The sequence below is a fragment of the Saccharopolyspora sp. NPDC045941 genome (assembly GCF_056431445.1).
Genome location: NZ_JBWKKU010000071.1, coordinates 26,131 through 46,384, shown reverse-complemented (window position 1 = coordinate 46,384; position 20,254 = coordinate 26,131). Strand labels below are relative to the sequence as shown.

16 protein-coding genes and 3 pseudogenes are annotated in these 20,254 nt (G+C 64.0%); 9 read left to right on the top strand and 10 right to left on the bottom strand.

The window, feature by feature from the left end:
• Both AC07FN_RS38125 and AC07FN_RS38120 read right to left on the bottom strand, forming a co-directional pair.
• A partial coding sequence (locus AC07FN_RS38125; RefSeq protein WP_478400020.1) for a hypothetical protein occupies positions 1 to 576 on the bottom strand: 576 nt, incomplete at its 3' end.
• Positions 576 to 821 carry a hypothetical protein gene (locus tag AC07FN_RS38120; protein ID WP_478400019.1) on the bottom strand — a complete coding sequence of 82 codons (246 nt, stop codon included), beginning with the start codon at positions 819 to 821 and terminating at the stop codon, positions 576 to 578. The genes AC07FN_RS38125 and AC07FN_RS38120, both read right to left, overlap by 1 nt.
• A 198-nt stretch (positions 822 to 1,019) precedes the next feature.
• Here AC07FN_RS38120 and AC07FN_RS38115 point away from each other — a divergent pair, with 198 nt between their 5' ends.
• Both AC07FN_RS38115 and AC07FN_RS38110 read left to right on the top strand, forming a co-directional pair.
• Positions 1,020 to 2,366: an amidase gene (locus AC07FN_RS38115; protein WP_478400018.1), complete on the top strand. Its 1,347-nt coding sequence runs from the start codon at positions 1,020 to 1,022 to the stop codon at positions 2,364 to 2,366.
• 152 nt (positions 2,367 to 2,518) lie between these two features.
• Positions 2,519 to 2,815 (top strand): hypothetical protein, encoded by a 297-nt coding sequence (locus tag AC07FN_RS38110; RefSeq protein WP_478400017.1) that lies wholly within the window; start codon positions 2,519 to 2,521, stop codon positions 2,813 to 2,815.
• Positions 2,816 to 2,974: 159 nt separating this feature from the next.
• On the opposite strand, the gene AC07FN_RS38105 is transcribed toward AC07FN_RS38110, so the two are convergent.
• From AC07FN_RS38105 to AC07FN_RS38090, 4 genes and pseudogenes are all read right to left on the bottom strand, one after another.
• Positions 2,975 to 3,496 carry a response regulator transcription factor gene (locus AC07FN_RS38105; RefSeq protein WP_478400016.1) on the bottom strand — a complete coding sequence of 174 codons (522 nt, stop codon included), beginning with the start codon at positions 3,494 to 3,496 and terminating at the stop codon, positions 2,975 to 2,977.
• Between the two features lie 791 nt (positions 3,497 to 4,287).
• Positions 4,288 to 4,539, bottom strand: coding sequence for a hypothetical protein (locus AC07FN_RS38100; RefSeq protein ID WP_478400021.1), 252 nt, complete (start codon positions 4,537 to 4,539; stop codon positions 4,288 to 4,290).
• Positions 4,540 to 4,789: 250 nt separating this feature from the next.
• Positions 4,790 to 4,933 (bottom strand): annotated as a pseudogene (locus tag AC07FN_RS38095) (transposase); the annotation flags it as partial.
• Positions 4,934 to 5,060: 127 nt separating this feature from the next.
• Positions 5,061 to 5,408, bottom strand: a pseudogene (locus tag AC07FN_RS38090) (transposase); the annotation flags it as partial.
• A 33-nt stretch (positions 5,409 to 5,441) separates the two neighbouring features.
• Here AC07FN_RS38090 and AC07FN_RS38085 point away from each other — a divergent pair.
• From AC07FN_RS38085 to AC07FN_RS38055, 7 genes are all read left to right on the top strand, one after another.
• A complete protein-coding gene (locus AC07FN_RS38085; RefSeq protein WP_478400015.1) occupies positions 5,442 to 6,683 on the top strand; it encodes an IS701 family transposase in 1,242 nt (413 codons plus the stop codon).
• A gap of 486 nt (positions 6,684 to 7,169) precedes the next feature.
• Entirely contained in the window at positions 7,170 to 8,516 is a 1,347-nt protein-coding gene (locus AC07FN_RS38080; protein WP_478400014.1) for a cation:proton antiporter, read from the top strand.
• A gap of 41 nt (positions 8,517 to 8,557) precedes the next feature.
• The gene (locus AC07FN_RS38075; protein ID WP_478400013.1) at positions 8,558 to 9,829 is read left to right on the top strand and encodes a cytochrome P450; all 1,272 of its coding nucleotides are present in this window, start codon (positions 8,558 to 8,560) and stop codon (positions 9,827 to 9,829) included.
• A gap of 2 nt (positions 9,830 to 9,831) precedes the next feature.
• Positions 9,832 to 10,917: a methyltransferase gene (locus AC07FN_RS38070; RefSeq protein WP_478400012.1), complete on the top strand. Its 1,086-nt coding sequence runs from the start codon at positions 9,832 to 9,834 to the stop codon at positions 10,915 to 10,917.
• Positions 10,910 to 12,400 carry an FAD-binding oxidoreductase gene (locus AC07FN_RS38065; RefSeq protein WP_478400011.1) on the top strand — a complete coding sequence of 497 codons (1,491 nt, stop codon included), beginning with the start codon at positions 10,910 to 10,912 and terminating at the stop codon, positions 12,398 to 12,400. The genes AC07FN_RS38070 and AC07FN_RS38065 overlap by 8 nt, the downstream gene beginning before the upstream one ends.
• A 13-nt stretch (positions 12,401 to 12,413) precedes the next feature.
• Positions 12,414 to 15,020 (top strand): amino acid adenylation domain-containing protein, encoded by a 2,607-nt coding sequence (locus AC07FN_RS38060; RefSeq protein WP_478400010.1) that lies wholly within the window; start codon positions 12,414 to 12,416, stop codon positions 15,018 to 15,020.
• Between the two features lie 50 nt (positions 15,021 to 15,070).
• Positions 15,071 to 16,594: a tryptophan 7-halogenase gene (locus AC07FN_RS38055; RefSeq protein ID WP_478400009.1), complete on the top strand. Its 1,524-nt coding sequence runs from the start codon at positions 15,071 to 15,073 to the stop codon at positions 16,592 to 16,594.
• Between the two features lie 34 nt (positions 16,595 to 16,628).
• Here the strand turns inward: AC07FN_RS38055 and AC07FN_RS38050 are convergent, their stop codons facing one another.
• From AC07FN_RS38050 to AC07FN_RS38035, 4 genes and pseudogenes are all read right to left on the bottom strand, one after another.
• Positions 16,629 to 18,170, bottom strand: coding sequence for a UbiD family decarboxylase (locus tag AC07FN_RS38050; protein WP_478400008.1), 1,542 nt, complete (start codon positions 18,168 to 18,170; stop codon positions 16,629 to 16,631).
• Positions 18,171 to 18,870: 700 nt separating this feature from the next.
• On the bottom strand, positions 18,871 to 19,149 hold the full coding sequence (locus AC07FN_RS38045; protein ID WP_478400007.1) for a hypothetical protein: 279 nt from the start codon (positions 19,147 to 19,149) through the stop codon (positions 18,871 to 18,873).
• A gap of 64 nt (positions 19,150 to 19,213) precedes the next feature.
• A pseudogene (locus tag AC07FN_RS38040) lies at positions 19,214 to 19,333 on the bottom strand (non-oxidative hydroxyarylic acid decarboxylases subunit D); the annotation flags it as partial.
• A gap of 182 nt (positions 19,334 to 19,515) precedes the next feature.
• Positions 19,516 to 20,157 (bottom strand): non-oxidative hydroxyarylic acid decarboxylases subunit B, encoded by a 642-nt coding sequence (locus AC07FN_RS38035; protein WP_478400006.1) that lies wholly within the window; start codon positions 20,155 to 20,157, stop codon positions 19,516 to 19,518.
• Positions 20,158 to 20,254: the final 97 nt, after the last annotated feature.

Here is a 20,254-nt window from a genome sequence, read left to right as displayed (position 1 = left end):
CCACGGCGGCTGCTCACCCTTCCTCACCCAACCATGATCCACGATCAAGGAAACCCAGACACAACCAGTGGTCCTTTTGCTAGGAACTCTAAGGATCGATTCGGCAGCCGACAGGTTACCCAGCGACGCCCACTGGACGACGGTGCCCATTGCAATCAGGCCAAGGATAAGCCAAGGAAGCAGGGCAACCACGCTGATGATGCTCGAGACCAGCTTGAGCTTCGGGCTGTTGTAACGCAGCGCGAGCAGATCGGACTGCGTACGCAGGTCGAACTGCTTGCCCCACTTCCATACCGGTCGAGCGATGAAGTACATCGCCAGTACGCCGAGCACGGAGTACACGAGGAAGTACAGTCCGATGATGCCGCTCGCGACAGCCAGGCCGAACACTGCGGTGAAGGTCGAACCGGGCCACCACGAGTTGGTGTAGGCCATCGAGACGAACCAGCTCGAGAACGAGCGGTCGCCGACGGCGTAGTTGCTGAAGGTAGAAACGTCCTGCCGACTCTTGGCGACGTGCAGCACCACGACGACGAGGGCGAAGAACAAGGCGAGTGCGCCAAACGTGATGAGCATCAGTCCATCGCCCCCTGCCGGCGCTCGACGACCCAGAGGGCGTACGTCAAGGCGATCGCTGCCGCTGACACCAGGAGCATGTACCAGATCGACGCCGGGATCCCGGCGATTGGGTCGTGATTCTGCGTGGCGCCGATGTACACGGTGGGCACGAGGGCCACCGCATAGACCAGAGCGAACAGTATCCCCAGGACCCGCTGTGCTGTGTGCTTTCGATTGTCGTGATTGTCTTGGATGCTCGCCATGGACCTTCACCTCGCCTTCTTCTTCGTAAACGTCGACAGAATGTCGCTCACCGAGAGTAGGAAGCGCCGCAGGACTCGAGATATCCGTCAGCTGACGTATTTCTCCTCGATGATGCGAGGAGGGGTGCCGCAGGATCCGGCCGACTGAGTACAGTCGCCGCGTCGCGTGCCACGTACGCGCGCATCGAAGGAGCTAACGTGCCGTCATCCTTGGGAGTCGAACCGAGCCCGCACCTCCCCGGGTATTTCGCTGAGGCTGATCTTGCTGGCCTCGCCGCCGCGTTGCGGTCCGGACGTCTTTCCGCAGTCGACCTCACGGAAACCGCGATCGGCGAAGCGACGCGTTGGCAGCCGGCGATTAATGCCTTCGTTGCACTCGACGAATCGGGTGCGCGCGCCGCAGCGGTCGTCGCGTCCCGGGAGCTGGCTAACGGCGTGGACCGTGGCCCGCTACACGGCATCCCGATCGCGGTGAAGGACATGATTCACGTGCAGGGTTTGCCGACGACCGCAGGATCCCGGCATCTGACTGCTCACGTCGCTCAGCGCGATGCAGAGTGTGTCCGGCGGTTACGCGCCGCGGGCGCCGTGGTGATCGGCAAGACCACGACGCACGAGTTCGCGAACGGTCCGACAGGCGATCGCTCCGCCACCGGAGCCACCCGCAATCCACACGCCCTGGAACGCATGGCAGGCGGATCGAGTAGCGGCTCCGCCGCCGCGGTGGCGGCCGGCATCGTGCCCCTGGCGCTCGGCACGGATACCGGCGGCTCAGCGCGGATCCCGGCGGCGTTTTGCGGAATTGTCGGGCTAAGGCCGACTTACGGCGCTCTCAGCACCGACGGTGTCCTGCCACTGGCTCCGTCCCTCGACACCGTCGGCCTGCTCGCTAGATTTCCCGAGGCCGTGAGCGCGCTCTGGACAGCGCTGACCGGTGAGGCGCGAACGCCCACACGACGGCCGCACGTCGGCTGGATCCCGCCCGACTCCGTGCATCCGACCGCGCCCGAGATCGCACACGCGGCACGCGAATTCGCTGACGTCCTTGTTGCCGAGGAGGTCGTCGTGCCCGAGGCAGACGAGCTTCGGTCCGCCTACCGTGTCATCCAGGGACGCGAAGCCTTTGCCGAGCACGCGGAGCGGCTAAGTCGCGCGCCCAAGTTGTACCATCCAGAAGTGCACGACCGCCTCCATGCCGGCGGAGCTGTGACCGCGACCGAATACGACGTCGCCCTCTCAATACGCGATCGCGTGCGCGAGCGAGCGCTCGCTCTGCTCCGACGCTTCGATCTGCTCGCTTTGCCGACCGTGCCCCTTCTCCCGCCGCTCATCGACCAGCGTGTAGGCGAGGTGCACGGCGCGCCGGTTGACGTGCGAACGGCGCTTCTCGCACTTACGAGCCCGTGGAGTGTGCTGGGTCTGCCGGCGATCTCAGTTCCCGTGCGCCGCAGCGACGGGATCCCGATGGCGCTACAGCTCGTCGGGCCGCCGGGGGCCGAAGTCGAGTTGATCGGGGCTGCTGCCCGGCTAGTCCCAAGGCCGTAGGCCTTCACCCGGCGGTCACGGGCGATGGCGGTGATCCGGCCCAACCTCGACCCCGCAACAGTCGACGCGGCCGGAGTGTTCCTCCGCTACAAAGGCCAAGAGGTCGTGGAACGCCGTTACAGCACGGTTAAGGCCCACTGGCGGTGGCGCCGATGTTCCTCAAAACCAACCGGCGCATCGCCGCCCTGATCACCGTGACCTGCCTGGCCCTGTTGATCTTCTGCCTGGTCGAACGCACCGTCCGCCGGACTATTGCCCCCGACACGACAATGACCGGCCTGTATACCGGCCAGAAAGCCAAACCCACCGGCCGCCTGATCTTCCAGGCCCTGGCCGGGCTACGACTGATCCCAGCCATCAACGGGCAACCCGCGACCATCCCGCAACCCACCCCGGTCCAAGCCCGCCTACTCGATCTCCTTGCCGTCGACCCAACCCAACCGCCATGATCAACGATGCCCCGAGATCTCGGGAATCACCTACTCACTCCCATGTGCGAAAGACACGGCTAGTGGGGCGCGGGGTCCGACCAGGACGTCACCTCAGCGCGATGTGAGGGCAGATCACAGGGTTGGCTTGAGGCTCGAAGTCCTTCCGCTTGTGAGCAACTACGCGAACCGGCCCTCGTAGAGCTCGCCGATCAGCAGCAGGTCGGCCTCCACCGCGAGCCGTGCAAGCTGTGTGCGCGACTGGCAGCCGAGCTTGTCGAGGATGTGCTCGATGTGCGTGGACACCGTGCGTGGGCTGATGTAAAGGCGTTCACCGATCTCCGGGTTGGAATACCCTTCCGAAACCCAGTGCAGAATCTGCGCCTCGCGGCTACTCAGCCCGAACGGCCAGGGGATCTGCTGTTCGCCGATGATCACCGAACCGCCGCCGCCGGGGATGAGCTCGACGCGATGACATGTGCCTTCAGGTGCGATCCACAGATAGCGTCGACGGCGCAAGGCGGCGGCGTGGCGTGCAACCGCGACCGGGAAAGCCTCGTTCAACAGGTGCGGGCCGGCGACGTGACCAGGCATCTCGGTAATTGCTCCCGCGCGCGAGAGGAGCACAGCGTGCGCGTCTGCACCCAAGCGGTTCACGCGCCGCTGGGCGCTGTCGAGTAGGTCACAGGCGCTCGCCAACACCGGTTGGAATCCCTCGATGAGGCCCCGCGCCGCAGAACTTACAGTCCCCCCCAAATTGGCGGCGGTGGATGGCCAGGGTGTAGTCGAGCATGACGACGATAGCTCGCGGGCGGCGGCGGCGATGAGGGTGCTACGCGAGCTAATCCCGTGGGATGGCTACGCTCTGTCGGCATGGGATGCCGAGTCGGGAACTCATCGTCACGTGACCCTGACGAGTGAGGGCTACTCGGTAGAACTTCAAGAGCATATGAACGACGCCTTCGTGGAGCACAACCCAGGCTTTCACCTGTTGCACACGCGGGTGCCCAGGGCGTTGCGGTGGTCGGATCTCGCTCACGACTGGCAGGTGAAGTTTGATCGCACATACTCTGCCGAGGGTTTCTTGATCCCCGCTGGTTTCCACAACCCTCGCCACCGATGGCCACCCCATCGGCCTGGGCACGCTTGACCAGCTCGGCCACCACCTGCCGGTCCACCACCGGCGAGACCTGCAGCGACGCGTCCTTGCTCTGATCACTCATGGTGCACTATCCTCCACTGTGGACAGTTACACCGTCGCGTGCCACGGGCTAGTTCATCCTGCTCGACAAGGTCCTGTCAATCCCCAGGAATCGTGGAGACGTGTTATGCCACTTCGGTCCTGAGCTGGACGGTTGAGGCTGTCCGTGTTCGTGCCGTGTGATGCTCGTGCGTGGTCGGGGCGCGTCGTTGGTGCTGTGTCGTCTGGTGGTGTTGTAGAAGTCCGTGATCCAGGTCGAAATCTTGATACGGGCCTCGACGTGGGTAGCGACTCATCGCTGGCATTCTTTGCCTTCGCCCAGCTGATATGCAGGGCCCCGGTGTACCGACCGTCCGGCAGGCGGAGGCACATCGTTGCGCCTTCCTTGTAACCGCCCGTTGTCCGGGAGATTCGCCGATGCTTCCTGTGGGAACCGTACCGTGGTGCCGTCACGACCGGCCGGGTCATGCTTGCCGTAACCCAGATGGGCGTCCATCTCGCCCTCCAGCGACGACTCCAGCACGATCTTGGTCAGCTGCTGCATCAGCCCAGGCCAAGGACCTCAGGCCCGTCTACACCGCCCCCAGCGAGCAGGCCGCCCTGGACGCCGCAGAGGAGGCGTTCAACTCCACGCTGAAGGTCGAGTTCGTGCACCGGCACCACGAGCAACGCCGATGCTTCCCCCATCTCCAGGCCATGATCACGCCGCCACGCCGCACACCCCCACACAAAACTGCGAAACCTCAGATAACCGGAGACCGAGATCATTAGCCGGATAAGCGCTCGACATTCCCGTCCACCCCGGAGAGCCTGCGTTGCCGCTTACGCACGATCTTCGGCTCGAACGAGGCATCCCGGTCCCTGGGCACGGTGATCTCGACCGGACCGGCCTCGGTCAGCACCGTCTTCGACCGCGTCCCGTTCCGCGAGTTCCCCGAGTACCCCGTGCGTAACCGACAGATCGACCACAGCAGCGCCGTTCAAAGGACCCGACATGCACATCACAGCCGTGCTCCCCAAATGGGGCTGTCCAGTTTTGGGTGTAATTGGGTTTGATGATCTGGGTTAGTTGCGTGCGGCGGACAGGCGTCCGTCGAAGGCGAGGTCGAAAGCGTTGAGGGCGGCTTTCCAGCGCATGGTCCAGCGTCCGCGGCCTCGTCCGGTGGGGTCCAGGCCCATGAGGGCGAGGTAAAGGCATTTGAGGGCGGCTTGTTCGGTGGGGAAATGCCCTCGGGCGTTGATCGCACGGCGTAGCCGGGAGTTGATGCTCTCGATCGCGTTGGTGGTGCAGATGATCTTGCGGATCTCGACGTCAAACTGCAAGAACGGCACGAACTCCGCCCACGCGGCGGTCCACAACCGCACGATCGCGGGATACTTCTTCTCCCATTTCTCGCAGAACTCGGCGAATCGGTGTTTGCTGTCTGTGCTGGAGGGGTGCGTTCGGTGTTCACCGCGCCGACGTTCGCCAGGTTCGCCTCGTTGGTGACCGGTCTGCTGGCGGCCACGGGTTCCCGAACGGTAACGGGGATGTGGAGCGCGGCGGGTCTGGCGGGACGGTTCCATCACGCTCGGGCGCACCGGTTTTTCTCCCATGCTCGCTGGGATCTGGATTCGCTGGGATTGCTGCTGGCCCGGCTGGTGGTGGCCCGTTTCGTCCCGGCCGCGCAAGCGTTGACGGTGGTGGTCGACGACACGTTGTTTCACCGCTACGGTGCCAAGACCCACGCGGTGTTCTGGCAGCACGACGGCTCAGCGCGGGGCCGCGATGGGATCGGGCGGGGTAACTGCTTCGTGGTCGTCGGACTCATCGTGGCCGTGCCGGTTTTGGCGCGCCCGGTCTGCCTGCCGGTCCTGTTCCGTCTGCATATCCCCAAATCCGGTGTCTCCAAACCGGACGCGGCCCGTGTCCTGGTCGGGTTGCTCGCCCGTGCGTTTCCCGAACGCACCCTCCACGTGGTCGCCGATGCCGCCTACCGGGGACCGGCCTGGCGCACGCTGCCCGGCAACACCACGTTCACCACCCGCCTGGCGGCCAACGCCGTGCTCTACGCTCTGCCGCCGGCACCCACGGGTAAGCGCGGGCATCCGCGGTGGAAGGGCGAGAAACTGGGCACCTGCACCGACCTCGCGGCCACCGCCACGTGGCGGAGCACGAACGTGACTCGTTACGGCACGACCGCGACGGTGGAGGTGGCCGTGATCTGTTGTCTGTGGTGGGGCTCGCTGCACCGCCGGCCGGTCACCGTGGTGCTGGTGCGGGAGACAGACTCGACCCGACCGTATGACATCGCCCTGTTGTCCACCGACACCAGCACAACGGTGGAGACAGTCATCGCCCGTTACGCCGACCGGTGGTCGGTGGAGCAAACGATCAAGGACTCGAAAAACTTGATCGGAGCCGGGGACGCCGCGAACCGGCTTTGCCTCGCGGTCGAGCGCAGCGTGCCCTTTGCGATGCTGGGCCTGACCATCCTCATCCTGTGGTACGCCGCGCACGGCACTACCGAGGCGGACCTGGCCACCGCCCGCGCCCGAGCGCCCTGGAACCGCAAGAAGACCCACGTCAGCATCGACGACATGCTCATCGCCTTCCGCCGAGCCCGAATTACGACCATCACCGCAGGCCAGAACACAACAGATCAATATCCCGACAGGCCCACGACCAGCACCGCAACCGCCGCATAACCGCGAAACCTCAGAACTGCTCCCGACATGCTGGAACCAGCCTTTGCCGGGACCCTGGCTGCTACGAACACAACCCACCGCCCAAGAGTCCTCAATTATTGGGGGTCCCTCACCGAAATCCCTATGCGCAAGAAGTTGGCAACTGTACCCGAAACGTCCACTGGCCCCCTGTGAACAGTGCCCAAAAGTACACAGAGAATGCACTTCCTCACCTTTCTTGAACCGTTGATCGACAGCTATGGACTCGCACACTCCCATCCCGTAATGTTCGGCACAATCACCCAAAACGCGAAAGAGTTGCTCCAGGGCGATCAACCGGGCGTTGACATCGGCGAGCACCAGGGCGCTATTCCCGTACCGCCCGCGAAATTCGATCAATGTGGCAGCGACGCACGGACCAGTTGGTTCGCGCGCGCGGGATAGATTTGAGCGAAGAGCACCCCCCATCTCCCGCTAATCCCGTTCGCAGCACCATGGAGGGCACCGTTGACGCTCCAAATGATCCCGGTTTCGGCGGTCCCAAGTCATACGCTGCTCGTGTTTCTGCTGCAAGTGGGACTTTTGCTGTTGCTGGCTTTGGTATTCGGCAGAGTGGCGATCCGCTGCGGATTGCCCGCTGTAGTGGGCGAATTGGTCGCTGGGTTGCTGTTCGGCCCCTCGCTGCTCGCTCACCTCGTGCCCGGCTTGTCCGCGTGGTTGCTGCCGCAGCAACCTGAACAGTTCCATCTCCTGGACGTGGTAGGGCTTATCGGTGCTCTGTTGCTGGTAGGTCTGACAGGGTGCCGACTAGACTTCGGACTGATGCGGAACCGCAGGAACGCTGCCCTGCAAGTCAGCATCGCCGGACTCGTCATCCCGCTCGCACTCGGTATCGCGGTCGGCTTCGTGCTTCCAGAATCGTTGATCTCGGAGTCGCAAGACCGAACGGTTATCGCGCTGTTCTTCGGAGTGGCCATGGCGGTCAGCGCCATCCCGGTGATGGCGAAAACACTGACCGACATGGGTTTGCTGCATCGCGATATCGGTCAACTGACCCTAGCCGCTGGGACTGTCGATGATGTGGTCGGATGGCTGCTGCTGTCGGTCGTATCCGCGATGGCCACCACCGGCGTTCGGGCGGACGGCGTGCTGCTGTCACTCGCCGGCGTGGCCGCAGTTGTCGTGGTTGCTGTGATCCTGGTTAGGCCACTGGCACGGGTTGCTCTCCGCGTCACCAATCGGTCAGCACACGACACGCCTACGGTCGCCACTGTGGTCGTCATCGTCGTACTGGCTTCCGCAGGCACGCAGGCGATGGGCCTGGAGGCGGTATTCGGCGCGCTGGTAGCCGGAATCACGATCAGTACGACCGGCCAGCTCGACCACGCACGGCTCGCGTCATTGCACACCTCCGTGCTCGCCGTGTTCGCTCCATTGTTCTTCGCCACGGCTGGACTGCGCATGGATCTCACGCTTCTGGCGGTTCCCACGGTTCTGGGCGTGGCAATGCTGGTGCTGACGATAGCGATCGTAGGAAAGTTCGCCGGAGCGTACCTCGGAGCCAGGCTGGCCCGACTTGGGCATTGGGAGGGCATTGCCCTGGGTGCCGGGATGAACGCCCGCGGCGCCATCGAAGTCATCGTCGCGATGACCGGGCTTCGGCTTGGGGTGCTGAACACCGCTACTTACACGGTCGTGATCCTCGTCGCGATCGCGACCTCGGTGATGGCTCCGCCGGTTCTGCGCATCGCCATGCGGCGAGTCGATCAGACCGCGGAGGAGCGGGTTCGCTGGCAGCTGTATGCGCCAACGCCCGGTCCGTCGGCCGATCCCGACAGCCCCAAGGCCCGATAAGCCGGATATACCAACGCCGGAGCCAAACGATGAGGTGACCGATGAGCGTTTCGAGCCAAACACCGTCCACCGTCGACGTACTCACCCAGTTCGCATCGCAGTCGTTCCAGGAAGATCCCTTCCCGCTACTGCGTTGGTTGCGAGAAAACGATCCGGTGCACCGGACGAGGACGGGGATCTACCTGGTAAGCAGACACGCGGACGCGCAACGGGTGTTGCAGGGTAGCGCCAGCGATTTTCCTCGCCCGCAACGCGGTGCGGCGGCAGCGTCTCCGTTGCAGCAGCGACACCGGTCGGCCAACCTGCTGTCCAACACGCTGCTGATGAGAAACCCACCCGAACACACGCGGGTGCGCAAGCAGCTCAACCGGGACTTCACTATGCGACGAGTTGAATCGTTGCGGCCAGGCATCGCCGACTACTGCAATCGTCTTCTGGACGAGCTCGAAGCCCCTCTGCGCGACGGGGAGACCTTGGACATCCACCACGCGATGTCCCTGCCGATGGTCGTTCACGTGCTGTCTGAGCTACTTGGAGTCCCCAAGTCTGATCGCGAATGGCTCCCGGATCTGGTCAACGATGTCCTGGCCGCGCTGATCGGCCAGTCCGAGGAGCTGTTGACTACCGCCGACGCCAACAGCGTGATAATCGAGGACTACTTCCGCCAACTCGTCCGGGAACGACGGCTGCGTCCTCGAGACGACTTGATCTCCGTATTGACCCAGCCACCGGCCAATGATCCTGACCCTCTCACTGACGACGAAGTTGCCGCGCTTCTCTGGGGAATCTGGGCGGCGGGATTCGAAACGGCAGCGGGCGGAGTCGATTTCGGTATCCGAGCGATGCTGCACCATCCGGACCAACGGGTGTGGCTCAGCGGCGGCGAGCGCGCGGTCAACGCGTTCGTCGGCGAGGTCCTGCGCTATGACGCGCCTGTCTTGTTCAGCCCCGGAGCGCGCATTCCCATCCGGGACATCCAGCTCGAGGGCGGGACGGTCCCAGCAGGCTGCGACGTGCGGCCGGTACTGGCCGCGGCCAACCATGATCCGGCCGTGTTCACGAATCCAGAACGGTTCGACCCGAGCCGGGACACCAAAAAGATCCTGACCTTCGGACATGGGATCCACCGCTGCATAGGCGCATACCTCGCCCGTGTCGAGATGGCCGTTTCCCTGCCTCTCATCCACAGACGGTTCCCCACTCTCTGCTCCGCGGGCGAACCCGAATGGAACTGCAACGTTTTCGTCCGCACCGTGAGCACTCTGCCGGTTGCCCTGCAACAGCTTCCAACCCCGCGCACAGCCAGGAGATAGCCGTGGACATCGACCGCGACACGCAAGCAGCAGCGGACATGTTCCGACTGGTCAACAGCGACCTCCTGGCACGCGCGATACACGTGCTCGCGATGCTCGGTATCGCCGATCTTCTCGTTAGCGGGCCACGCACCGCTGACGAGCTCGCCGACGTTGTGGGAGTGCATGGTCCGTCACTGCGGCGCCTACTGCGCGCTACAGCGTGTGTCGGCGTATTCGCGGAACGTCCTGACGGAGCCTTTGAGCTGACAACGCGTGCGCAGTATCTGCGCAGTGACACGCCCGGGACCGCCCGGTATCTGGCAATGTTGCAAGGCGAAGTGGGCAAAGCCAGTGATCATCAGCACTTCCTGCATGCCGTACGCACCGGCGAACCCGCTTTTCCGCACGCTTACGACGGTATGGATTACTTCACCTTCCTCGAAGCCAGCCCCGCAGCAGGTGGGGTTTTCGACAAGGCGATGACCGCGATGAGCGCTGGCCAGAGCACAACGATCGCCGCGGCATACGACTTCGGCAGATTCGATGTGGTAGCCGACATCGGTGGGGGCTCGGGGCACCTGCTGGCGACGATCCTCGAGCGGCATCCCGAGGTCCGGGGCGTTCTCTTCGATCGTCCGGCTACGGTGGCCGATGCCGCGAATCTGCTGGACCAGCACGGGGTCGCCGAACGAACAAATGTCATTAGCGGCGACTTTTTCTACGCGGTGCCGCCGGGGGCGCAGGCGTATGTGCTCAAATCCGTGCTACATGACTGGAATGACGAGGACTGCGTTAGGATTCTGCGCAGCGTCCACGCGGCAATGCGATCGCGGCCGGATTCCCGGCTCATGCTGTGGGAATTCATCGTGCCGCCACTGAACGCACCAGATCCCAGCAAGCTGCTCGATCTGCAGATGATGCTCAAGACCGGTGGCAGGGAACGAACGGAGGACGAGTGGCGGTCGTTGCTGCGATCCGCGGGGTTCGGTGACATCGTCACCTCACAACTCGCCGCACCCTTGTGGCTGATCGAGGCCGCGCCGCTGACATCGGGCCTTCCCGATGCCACCTCGGCGTCTACTGTGGCTGGTGACGCTCGTGGCTGACAGCAACCCCGCTGGCGGAGACTGTGGCTGCGACGTTGATCGAGACCTGGATGTGTGGTTGGCCGAGTGCGAGCAGTTGCTTGGTGTCGAGCGAGTAGAGCGGTGCACTCAGCGGTCACTCGCGGAACGCCAACGTCCGAGCAATATTGGTTTCTTCCGTGCCCGGCACATCCCCGCCGTGATGCGTCCCCGGGACGTAAGCGATGTCCAGTCACTCGTTCGCTCACTGCATCACCGGGAGACCAAGGCGGCGCTCTATCCCGTTAGCCAGGGTCGCAACTGGGGCTTCGGCTCGAAAGACCCAGTCCGGGACGACAACGTCGTGCTTGATCTGGGCGACCTGCGGCGGATACGAGAGCTGGACCTCGACAGCGGTAGTGCGATCGTCGAAACGGGAGTGACGCAAGGTGAGTTGGCACGGTGCGTGGCGGGAACCCCGTTCATGCTCAACGTGACCAGTTCGTCCCAGCACAGCAGCGTGATCGGCAATGCTCTCGAACGAGGCGTGGGAACACGCCGGCAGCGGTGCGACGACATCGCCGGTCTGGAAATCGTCCTCGCTTCTGGCCAGGCGTTGAGAATCGGGAGTTGGCCGCGTGATGGCCAGGACATCACAGCGTATCGGCACGAACTGGGCCCGGGTCTGATGCCGCTGTTCTTCCAATCCAACTTCGGAATCGTCACCGCCGCCGTCGTTCGGCTGCTCCCGCGACCGGACTCGATCCGCGTGCTGCGCCTAGGTTTCGGATACCGGAGTCTCCCCGAAGTGGTAGGCGTACTCCGGGGTTACCACCACCAGGGATTGATCCCGCAGTATCTGAAGATCTTCCTCGACTCGGCCGACGGGCCAGCCGCGGAGCCCAAGTGCCATGCGTTCACCTGTATCGACGGCGACAGCGAACTGGTAAGCGCGGTGACTGAGATCCTGGCGCGGCGGGTCCATGCCAGCGGCCTGTTCACCGCGATCGACGAGCTGGATCACGCCCACGCGGATCGCAGCGCCGTGATGGACGCGCTGGTAGGCGACCCTGAGCGCAACGACCAGACGTTGCTGAGAGAATTCGGGACCACCGCCGACGGCATCGACGAGGACGGAGCCGTCGGCTGGTTGTTCTACGCACCGATGATTCGCTTCGAGCCAGACTCGGTGATGCGGGCGCAGAGTTTGCTCCGACAAATAGCGAATGAGACCGGGATCACCTGGCAGGCCCACGCCACAGTGGTGTCAACCGACTTGATCGACTTCGTAGTGGCAATCAAATTCCCCAGAACAGATCCGTGGCCCGAGCGGGCCCACCACGCCCTGGACCTGATGCACGAGCGCTTTCCGCAGTTGGGCTTCCAGCCCTATCGACTCGACATCGACCATATGCACCGTTCGAGCGAACTGCATCCAGATCCGGCGATCGGAGGTTTTCTGAGCCAGTTGAAAGGCGTCTTCGACCCACGCGGCCTAATCGCGCCAGGACGCTACCTAGAATAGTCAGGAGTTACCGTTGACGACCATTCACGAGCCCAGATCCGAAACGACACTTTCGGCAAGCACATTCCCTGAGCTGTTCGAGTCCCAAGTCGCGCGCACACCGAACGCGACCGCGCTGTTGTACCAGGGTGAGTCCACGACGTATGCAGACCTGAACCGCCGGGTCAACCGGCTTGCGAAGATGCTGATCTCCAGGAAGTTGGGGACCGAGCAACTCGTCGCCCTGGCAATTCCCCGCTCCCCGGCGTTGATCACAGCGGCACTGGCAGTGCTCAAGGCCGGGGCGGCATACCTGCCCATCGATCCCAAACATCCTGCTGACCACATCTCCTACGTGCTGGGCGATGCCAGACCGGTTCTCACCCTCACCACTCGCGACACGATGTTCGCGATCCCGGCCGGTAGGACGCCCCGACTCGTGCTGGACGGCCAGGGTGTGCTCAATGCGCTCGCCCAGCAGCCCGACACTGACCCGACCGACGAGGCTCGAATCCGTCCTCTCTCGCCCTCGAACCTGGCTTACGTGATCTACACGTCAGGGTCGACCGGTAGGCCGAAGGGCGTGATGATCGAACACTGCGGCGTGGAAAACCTCGTTGCTAGCCAGATCGAACGGTTCGGGGTCGACCGCCACAGCCGTGTTCTGCAGTTCGCACCGTTCAGCTTCGATGCGGCGTTCTCCGAGTTGGGTATGGCGTTGCTCTCCGGTGCGACACTCGTGCTTGCGCCGGACGAGCGTCTGCTACCCGGCGCCCCGTTGACCGATCTCGCGGACGAATGCGCGATCACGCACCTCACCCTGCCGCCAACAGTGCTCGGATCGTTGCCGACGGGAAGCCTGCCACCCGCGACTACCTTGATCGTCGCCGGGGAGGACTGCCCGGCGTCCCTCGTCGACCAGTGGGCACCGGGGCGGAAGATGTTCAATGCCTACGGCCCCACTGAGGCGACCGTGTGCGCGACGATGAGCGAACCGCTGACCGGTGGCATGAAGCCGCCCATTGGCCGCCCGATCCGCGATACTCGGGTGTACGCTCTCGACGACCAGCTTCAACCTGTCTCGCCAGGTGCTATAGGCGAGTTATGCGTCGCCGGCCCCGGAGTCGCGCGCGGCTATCTCAACCACGATGAGTTGACTGCCGAACGTTTCGTCCGGGACCCTGATGGACCGCCTGGTAGCCGCATGTATCGCACAGGCGACCTTGTATGCCAGCGAGTGGACGGCGCTCTGGAGTACGTCGGCCGTGCGGACGAGCAGGTGAAGATCCGCGGCTTCCGCATTGAGCCCGGGGAGATCCGCGCGGTGCTTGCCGAGCATGCGGGCGTGTCCGCCTCCGCAGTCGTCGCCCGTACGCATCCCAGCGGATCCGAATGCCTGGTCGCCTACGTTGTGCCCGCGCAAGAACCCAACGATGCTCCGGCCCCGGACGAGACGGCTCTTCGCCAGCACCTCCAGGAGCGTCTGCCCGCGCATATGGTTCCGGCGGCGTTCGTCCTGCTCAATCGGCTGCCGACGACACGCCACGGCAAACTGGACCACACTGCTCTACCCGAGCCCGAGTTCGGATCACACACGCCGAGCACGCCGTTTCTCAGTCCACGCGAAGAGTTGCTATGCGGACTGTTCGCCGAAGTGCTGGGGCTTCCGGCGGTCTCGGAGAAGGACAACTTCTTCGACTGCGGGGGAAACTCGCTCCTGGCGGTCAAGCTGACCATCCGGATCCGTGCCGAGCTGGGGGAAGAACTCTCCATCCGCACACTCCTGGACGCACCTACGCCACATGAACTGATCGCACGACTCGACGGTGAGACCGGCTCATGTGCTCTGGACGTCGTCCTGCCGCTCCGGACAGGAGACCATCACCCTCCGCTCTTCTGCATCCATCCCGGCATCGGGATCGGGTGGTCCTATGTGCGGCTGCTCCGGCATCTGCCGCCGAACCTGCCGATCTACAGTATCCAGGCACGCGGCCTATCCGGTACGGAACCGATCCACCGCTCCATCGCGGACATGGCCAACGACTACCTGCAACAGATCCGCGCGATCCAACCCGAGGGGAGTTACCGATTTCTCGGCTGGTCGTTCGGCGGCCTCCTCGCGCACGACATCGCCGCGCGGCTGCAACAGGAGGGCGAGGACGTCGAGCTGCTGACCATCCTCGACGCCTACCCCGCCAGTATGAACCTGCCGAAGGAACCCTCGGCGCTAGACCCGGAAACCCTCCTCGCGCTCCTCGAGATCGTTGGCCAGGACACCTCTCGCGTCGACCGCGAGACTCTTCAGCTCCCTGATGTCATCAACGCGCTTCGCACCGCCGACGGCGGGCTTTCCGATTTGACCCCGGAATCGATGGAAGCCCTGATCGAGATCTTCACCGTCAATCTCCGTTTGCAGAACGAATTCACCCCAGGGAAGTTCCGCGGCGATCTGATTCTCTTCAGCGCCTGCCAACATCAGGGCGATGGATGGCCCTCCCCGGATACCTGGAAACCCTATGTGGACGGTCGGATCGAGCACCACCCGCTCAACAGCACGCACAGCCGAATGCTCGAAGAGGACGCGGTAATGCACATCGCACCGGTACTGGCAGCTCGACTGTCCCGGACCGAGGTTTCCTGACACTCCGCCACCGACTTCAACACGGTACCAACCACGGAAGGCTCGCGAACATGAACGAATCACTGGCAAGCGCGGAAACGGTCGACGTCGTCGTCGTTGGCGGCGGTCCCGGCGGATCTACAGTCGCTACGCTCGTTGCCAAGCAGGGGCACCGTGTTCTCCTCCTGGAGAAGGAGCGCTTCCCCCGGTACCGCATCGGGGAGTCCTTGCTCCCGTCGACCGTGCACGGCGTCTGCCGGATGCTCGGCGTGTCCGACGCCCTCCACGACGCAGGATTTGTGGTCAAGCTCGGCGGCACGCTGCGGTGGGGATCAAACCCGGAGCCCTGGCGGTTCAATTTCGCCGTCTCATCCAGGCTAGCCGGTCCCACCGCATATGCCTACCAGGTCGAACGCATGAAGTTCGACCAGATCCTGCTCAACAACGCCAAGGCGTGCGGAGTGGACGTCCGGGAGCAGTGCTCGGTCGTCGACGTTCTGGACGACGGCGAGCGGGTTTCCGGAGTCCGCTACGAGGACGAAAACGGACGCACGCACGAGGTAACCGCGACTTTCGTCGTGGATGCTTCCGGGAACGAAAGCCGTATCTCCCAGAAGATCGGGGGGAAGCGGCAGTACTCGGACTTCTTCCGCAACCTCGCGATGTTCGGGTATTTCGAAGGCGGCAAACGGATGGAGGAGCCCTATGCCGGCAATGTCCTGTCGGCCGCGTTCAAGGACGGCTGGTTCTGGTACATTCCGTTGGGTGACAACCTGACCAGCGTCGGGGCGGTGGTCAGTCGCGACACTCCCGAACTCCTGCGAGGTGACCGGGAGCACGCCTTCCGCAAGCTGATCGATGGTTGCCCGATGGTCCGCGACCTTCTCTCTGACGCGACCAGAATCACCAGCGGGCCCTACGGCGAGATCCGCATCCGCAAGGACTACTCTTACGTGCACAGCCGGTTCTGGCGCCCGGGCATGATGTTGGTCGGTGACGCGGCTTGCTTCGTCGACCCGGTGTTCTCCACGGGTGTCCACCTCTCCACCTATGGCGGGTTGCTCGCCGCTCGGTCCATCAACAGTTGCCTCGCCGGACTTGTCGACGAGCAGCGCAGCTTCGAGGAATTCGAAGCGCGCTATCGCAAGGAGTACGGGCTGTTCTACGAGTTCCTCATCGGGTTCTACGACATGAACCAGAACGAGGACTCCTACTTCTGGCAGGCGAAGAAGGTGACCAACTGCCCCGTATCGGAGTTCGAGGCGTTCGTCGAGCTGGTCGGAGGTGTCGCGTCCGGCGAAGCGGCGATCCCCAACGGCGAAACCTTGCGTTCGGAGTTGTCCGCCGTTTCGACTCAGCTGTCCAGCGCGATCCAGGGCAGCATCACGCACGCGAGCAACGAGGACAACCTCAACCCGCTCCTTGACTCCAGGGGGCTGGAACGGTTCCTGGAAGAAGGAGCCGCCTTGCAGGTCGACGCCGCTCTCGGGAACGCCGCGCACGAGCCGCCGAGAATTCCGGGCGGGCTCCTCACCGCCGCCGATGGCATGCATTGGATGGAGCCCGACACGCTCACGGCTCATGCGCACGAGTGATCCGGCGTCGCGCCTGCTGGTGGCGTCGGCGCAGTCACCACATGTCCAGTACCCGTCGGCGGATTTCTTCCGGATAGGCCGCGGTGAAGGAACTGCGCTGCGGCAGGACATCCATCGGCTGCCCGAAAAGACAGTTGTGCACCACCTTGGTCATCCGGCACCGGCTGCGGTCGGCGTCATCGAGTGAGCCGATCAGTGGAACGGCCGGCTGGTCGGGGAAGAACACGTCCCCGCTGGCCGGCCGCCACCGGGTGGCAAAGGCCCACACCGTCTCGGCGGTGTTGGTGGGGTCGATGTCATCATGCATGACCAGAATTTGCGGAACGCAAATACCGACCTTCGTCGAGAAGATGACCTCTCCGATGCGGCGCACCAATTCTTCTTCTGCCACGCCAAGGCGTTTACGCGCATCGACAGGAACGGTCACGATCAACCAGTGGCACGCGCTCTCGACGGGCATCCAGGCGGAGGTCACTGGAATCCCGGCCTCACGTAACGCAACCATCGCTTCAGCAGCGACGCCGATACCAGTGATCGTGTGGTTCTCGTCGGCGGGTTCACCTCCCGCGACCACCGGCAGAATCGGGTCATCCCGATAAGTGACCGCGGTAGCCTGGTATACCGGTTGCGGCGCGGACACCGATCCGAGGTATCCAGCGTACTCCCCCATCGGTCCCTCGGCGGCCGTCTCCACCGGATCGACAAATCCTTCCACCACGATTTCCGCGGTAGCCGGCACCTCGAGATCCACCGTCTCGCAGCGAACCACCTCGGCGGGTTCACCGAAGTATCCGCCCACGTGGTCGGCCTCGTCGACGCCAGCGGGAAAGGCCATTCCGGACAGGACGGGGATCGCCGGCTCACACCCCTGGGCTATGGCGAACGGCATTGGCTCTCCCCGGTCGCGCCACATCCGGTGAATCATGCCCAGGTGCTGGGAGGGAAAGACCGTGCCGGTCAGGCGAGTGCTATCCAGCGCCATCACCCTAGCCACCGACCAGTTCGTCCAGGAACCATCAGGCGTGCGCACGATCACCGTCCCCCAAGTGTTGAAGTATTTGCCACCGTCGCCTTGGTGGATCAACGGGCTGGGGAACCGAGTGAGATCAAGGTCAGCGCCGACCATCCGATTTTCCTTGCACGGCCCGCTGGATACGATACGTGGTTTGATGGGGTCACTGGAACGGGCGGCGACAAGTGCATCCAAGATCTTCAAAGGCATGGTGTCCGCGGGCAGCCCCAGCGAGACGGCCAAACGCGCCAGGCGTTGCTCCGGGTTGGTGCTCAGCCCAACCGGAGCACCGAGGATTCGGAACCCGGGCGGGCAATCGGCCACATTTGTGAACAACGGAGCGGGGCTGAACGTCTCGTAAGACCGGCGGATTATCGCACCAACTTCCAAGATCGGGTCGACCTGACGATCTACGATGCGCAACTCTCCGATCTTGTCCAAAGCATCCAAGTAGGAGCGGAAGCTGGTACAACGGTCCACGATACTCTCCTCCATTGGTTCGAAACGAGACCTATACGTTGCGGCCAGGACCTCCGGCCACAGCCGACGCGCAACCTTGGTCAAGTTTCCCAGGTTCGCCCCAACAGGGGAAGACGGCGACGGAGGATCCTCACCGGACACAACAGTTAAAGATCTTTTGGTATGCCGTGGTCGGTTCCGCGTCGGCGATCTTCGGTTCGATTCCCGTGGCGCGCAACTCGTCCCGGTGTTTGTCGGATGCGCGCCCCGGTGCTGGCCGTTGGTGACGGGCGCTGGGAGGTGGAAAGCGCCCGCTAGAGGCGTCAGGTGGGGACGCGTTGACATCCCGGGATCGGGCGGAGTTGGCGGAGCGACTGCACTGCCATTCTTCGCCGTGGCGAGCCCGGTCGGTGAAACGGATATACGTACCGAACAGCGATGGGAAACGCAGGCCGTTAGGCATTCTCCGCCATCGCCGATCGTGCTCAGCAGAATCGGGTGCGTAACGCGTTGGAGCCTCAGTGGGAGGCTCGCTTTAAGTCGCGATCCTACGGATTTCGGCCAGGGCGTGGCTGCCACGACGCGATCGGGGCCGTCTACCAGGTCGCCAAGGGGAAGAATCCCCAGCGGCCGTGGTTTGCGGCTGCTAGGTGGAAGGGGAGAAGGCGTGCCCCGATACTGCCGCCCTGGGTTGATGGGGTGGCGAGAGGGAGCTTGGTGAGCGGCTGAACCGCAAGTCAGGTACGCGGCCCCGGCTGTGTGCCCCAGAGCCGAGATTCGGCCGGGCCTGGCGGTTGGAAGGTCGTCACTTGCGATAGATGGCGTTTTTGCGGAAGGGCCATTGGTGTACGGCGCGCAGCAGCAGCTCGTCGGGCGGGTCCGGCATGCGGGGCACGGTGCCGGTGGTGTGAGCGATGACCACGACCCGGTCCTCGCCCCCCAGGTAGGTACTGGCGTCGAGGCAGCCGGGTTCGGCGAGCAGAGCGAGCACCGCGGTCTGTTCCACCCAGGCGAGCAGTTCATCCCGGCGTCCGGGCTGAGTTCGGGCCTCCCACATCAGGGTGTCGTGTGGTTCAGGTGTCATCTCGCAGCCTCCAAGGAAATGATTCTCGGGAATTCGGTTCCCGCGGAAGGTGACGGGTCTGGCGTCAGGACGCGGAGCGCAACGTAGCAATGGTGGGGACTTCGGGGGCTGCCTTGGTGTCCTCGAGCGTCATCTTGAAGCTGTCGGGGTAGGCGTCGCGACTGGTGCGACGGGCAGGTTCGCTGGTGCGCCAGGTTTATAGGCCCTGCTGGCATTGCAGCACGTCCCAGACGCCGGGGCCCGGCGAGCTGTAGAGATTGTCGACGGTCTCGGGCGGCGGCGATGTCGGGTTCGGGCACCACCTCGTCGGCGATGCGCAGCAGTTGGCCCTCTTTGTCAAGAGTTTGCAGGAAGCTGCGCAGGTCGTCATATGGCATGGGATTCTCCTTGTGCGTCCAAAGCGCGCGGCACGGGCAGCTTCTGCGGGCAACGCTGCTCGCGTGCCGCGCGGATGCCGACCCACCGCCGGGCGTTCGGCGTCGGCAGGTCGAACTGATCCAGCACCCGCGCGGTGATGTGGTCGACGATGTCGTCCACGGTTTCCGGGTGGTTGTAGAAGGCGGGCATGGGCGGCACCATCTGCGCTCCAAGGCGCGTGAGCGCCAGCATGTTCTCCAGGTGAATCTCGCTCAGCGGGGTCTCACGCGGCACCAGCACCAGCTTGCGGCGTTCCTTGAGGACCACGTCCGCGGCGCGGCCGATCAGCCCGTCGGCGTAGCCGGCCCGTATGCCGGCCAGGGTCTTCATCGAGCATGGCGCGATGATCATTCCGTCAGTGCGGAACGAGCCGGAGGAGATGCTCGCCCCCTGGTCTCCGGGGCTGTGGGCGGCATCGGCGAGGTCGGTGACTTCGCGCACCGACAGGCCAGTCTCCAGTTCTAGAGTGGTCCGCGCCCACGCCGAAAGCACCAAGTGGGTCTCCACATCGGGCAGCTCGCGCAGGGCCTCCAGCAGGCGGACGCCGAACACCGCACCCGTTGCCCCTGTCATGCCCACAATCAGTCGCATAGTGTACGGCTCCTCTGCTGCTCATCAGCCAGTCAGGCTAGGAATGTTTCGGTCATCGCGGTAGGCCGCCGCTTAGTTCCGGGTTCTTACCGCCCCG

What these genes read in the sequence shown, in the direction of transcription:
- AC07FN_RS38120 (WP_478400019.1), bottom strand. Translation starts at nt 821, where the DNA reads ATGGCGAGCATCCAAGACAATCACGACAATCGAAAGCACACAGCACAG.
- AC07FN_RS38110 (WP_478400017.1), top strand. Translation starts at nt 2,519, where the DNA reads ATGTTCCTCAAAACCAACCGGCGCATCGCCGCCCTGATCACCGTGACC.
- AC07FN_RS38100 (WP_478400021.1), bottom strand. Translation starts at nt 4,539, where the DNA reads ATGCAGCAGCTGACCAAGATCGTGCTGGAGTCGTCGCTGGAGGGCGAG.
- AC07FN_RS38075 (WP_478400013.1), top strand. Translation starts at nt 8,558, where the DNA reads ATGAGCGTTTCGAGCCAAACACCGTCCACCGTCGACGTACTCACCCAG.
- AC07FN_RS38055 (WP_478400009.1), top strand. Translation starts at nt 15,071, where the DNA reads ATGAACGAATCACTGGCAAGCGCGGAAACGGTCGACGTCGTCGTCGTT.
- AC07FN_RS38045 (WP_478400007.1), bottom strand. Translation starts at nt 19,149, where the DNA reads ATGACACCTGAACCACACGACACCCTGATGTGGGAGGCCCGAACTCAG.
- AC07FN_RS38035 (WP_478400006.1), bottom strand. Translation starts at nt 20,157, where the DNA reads ATGCGACTGATTGTGGGCATGACAGGGGCAACGGGTGCGGTGTTCGGC.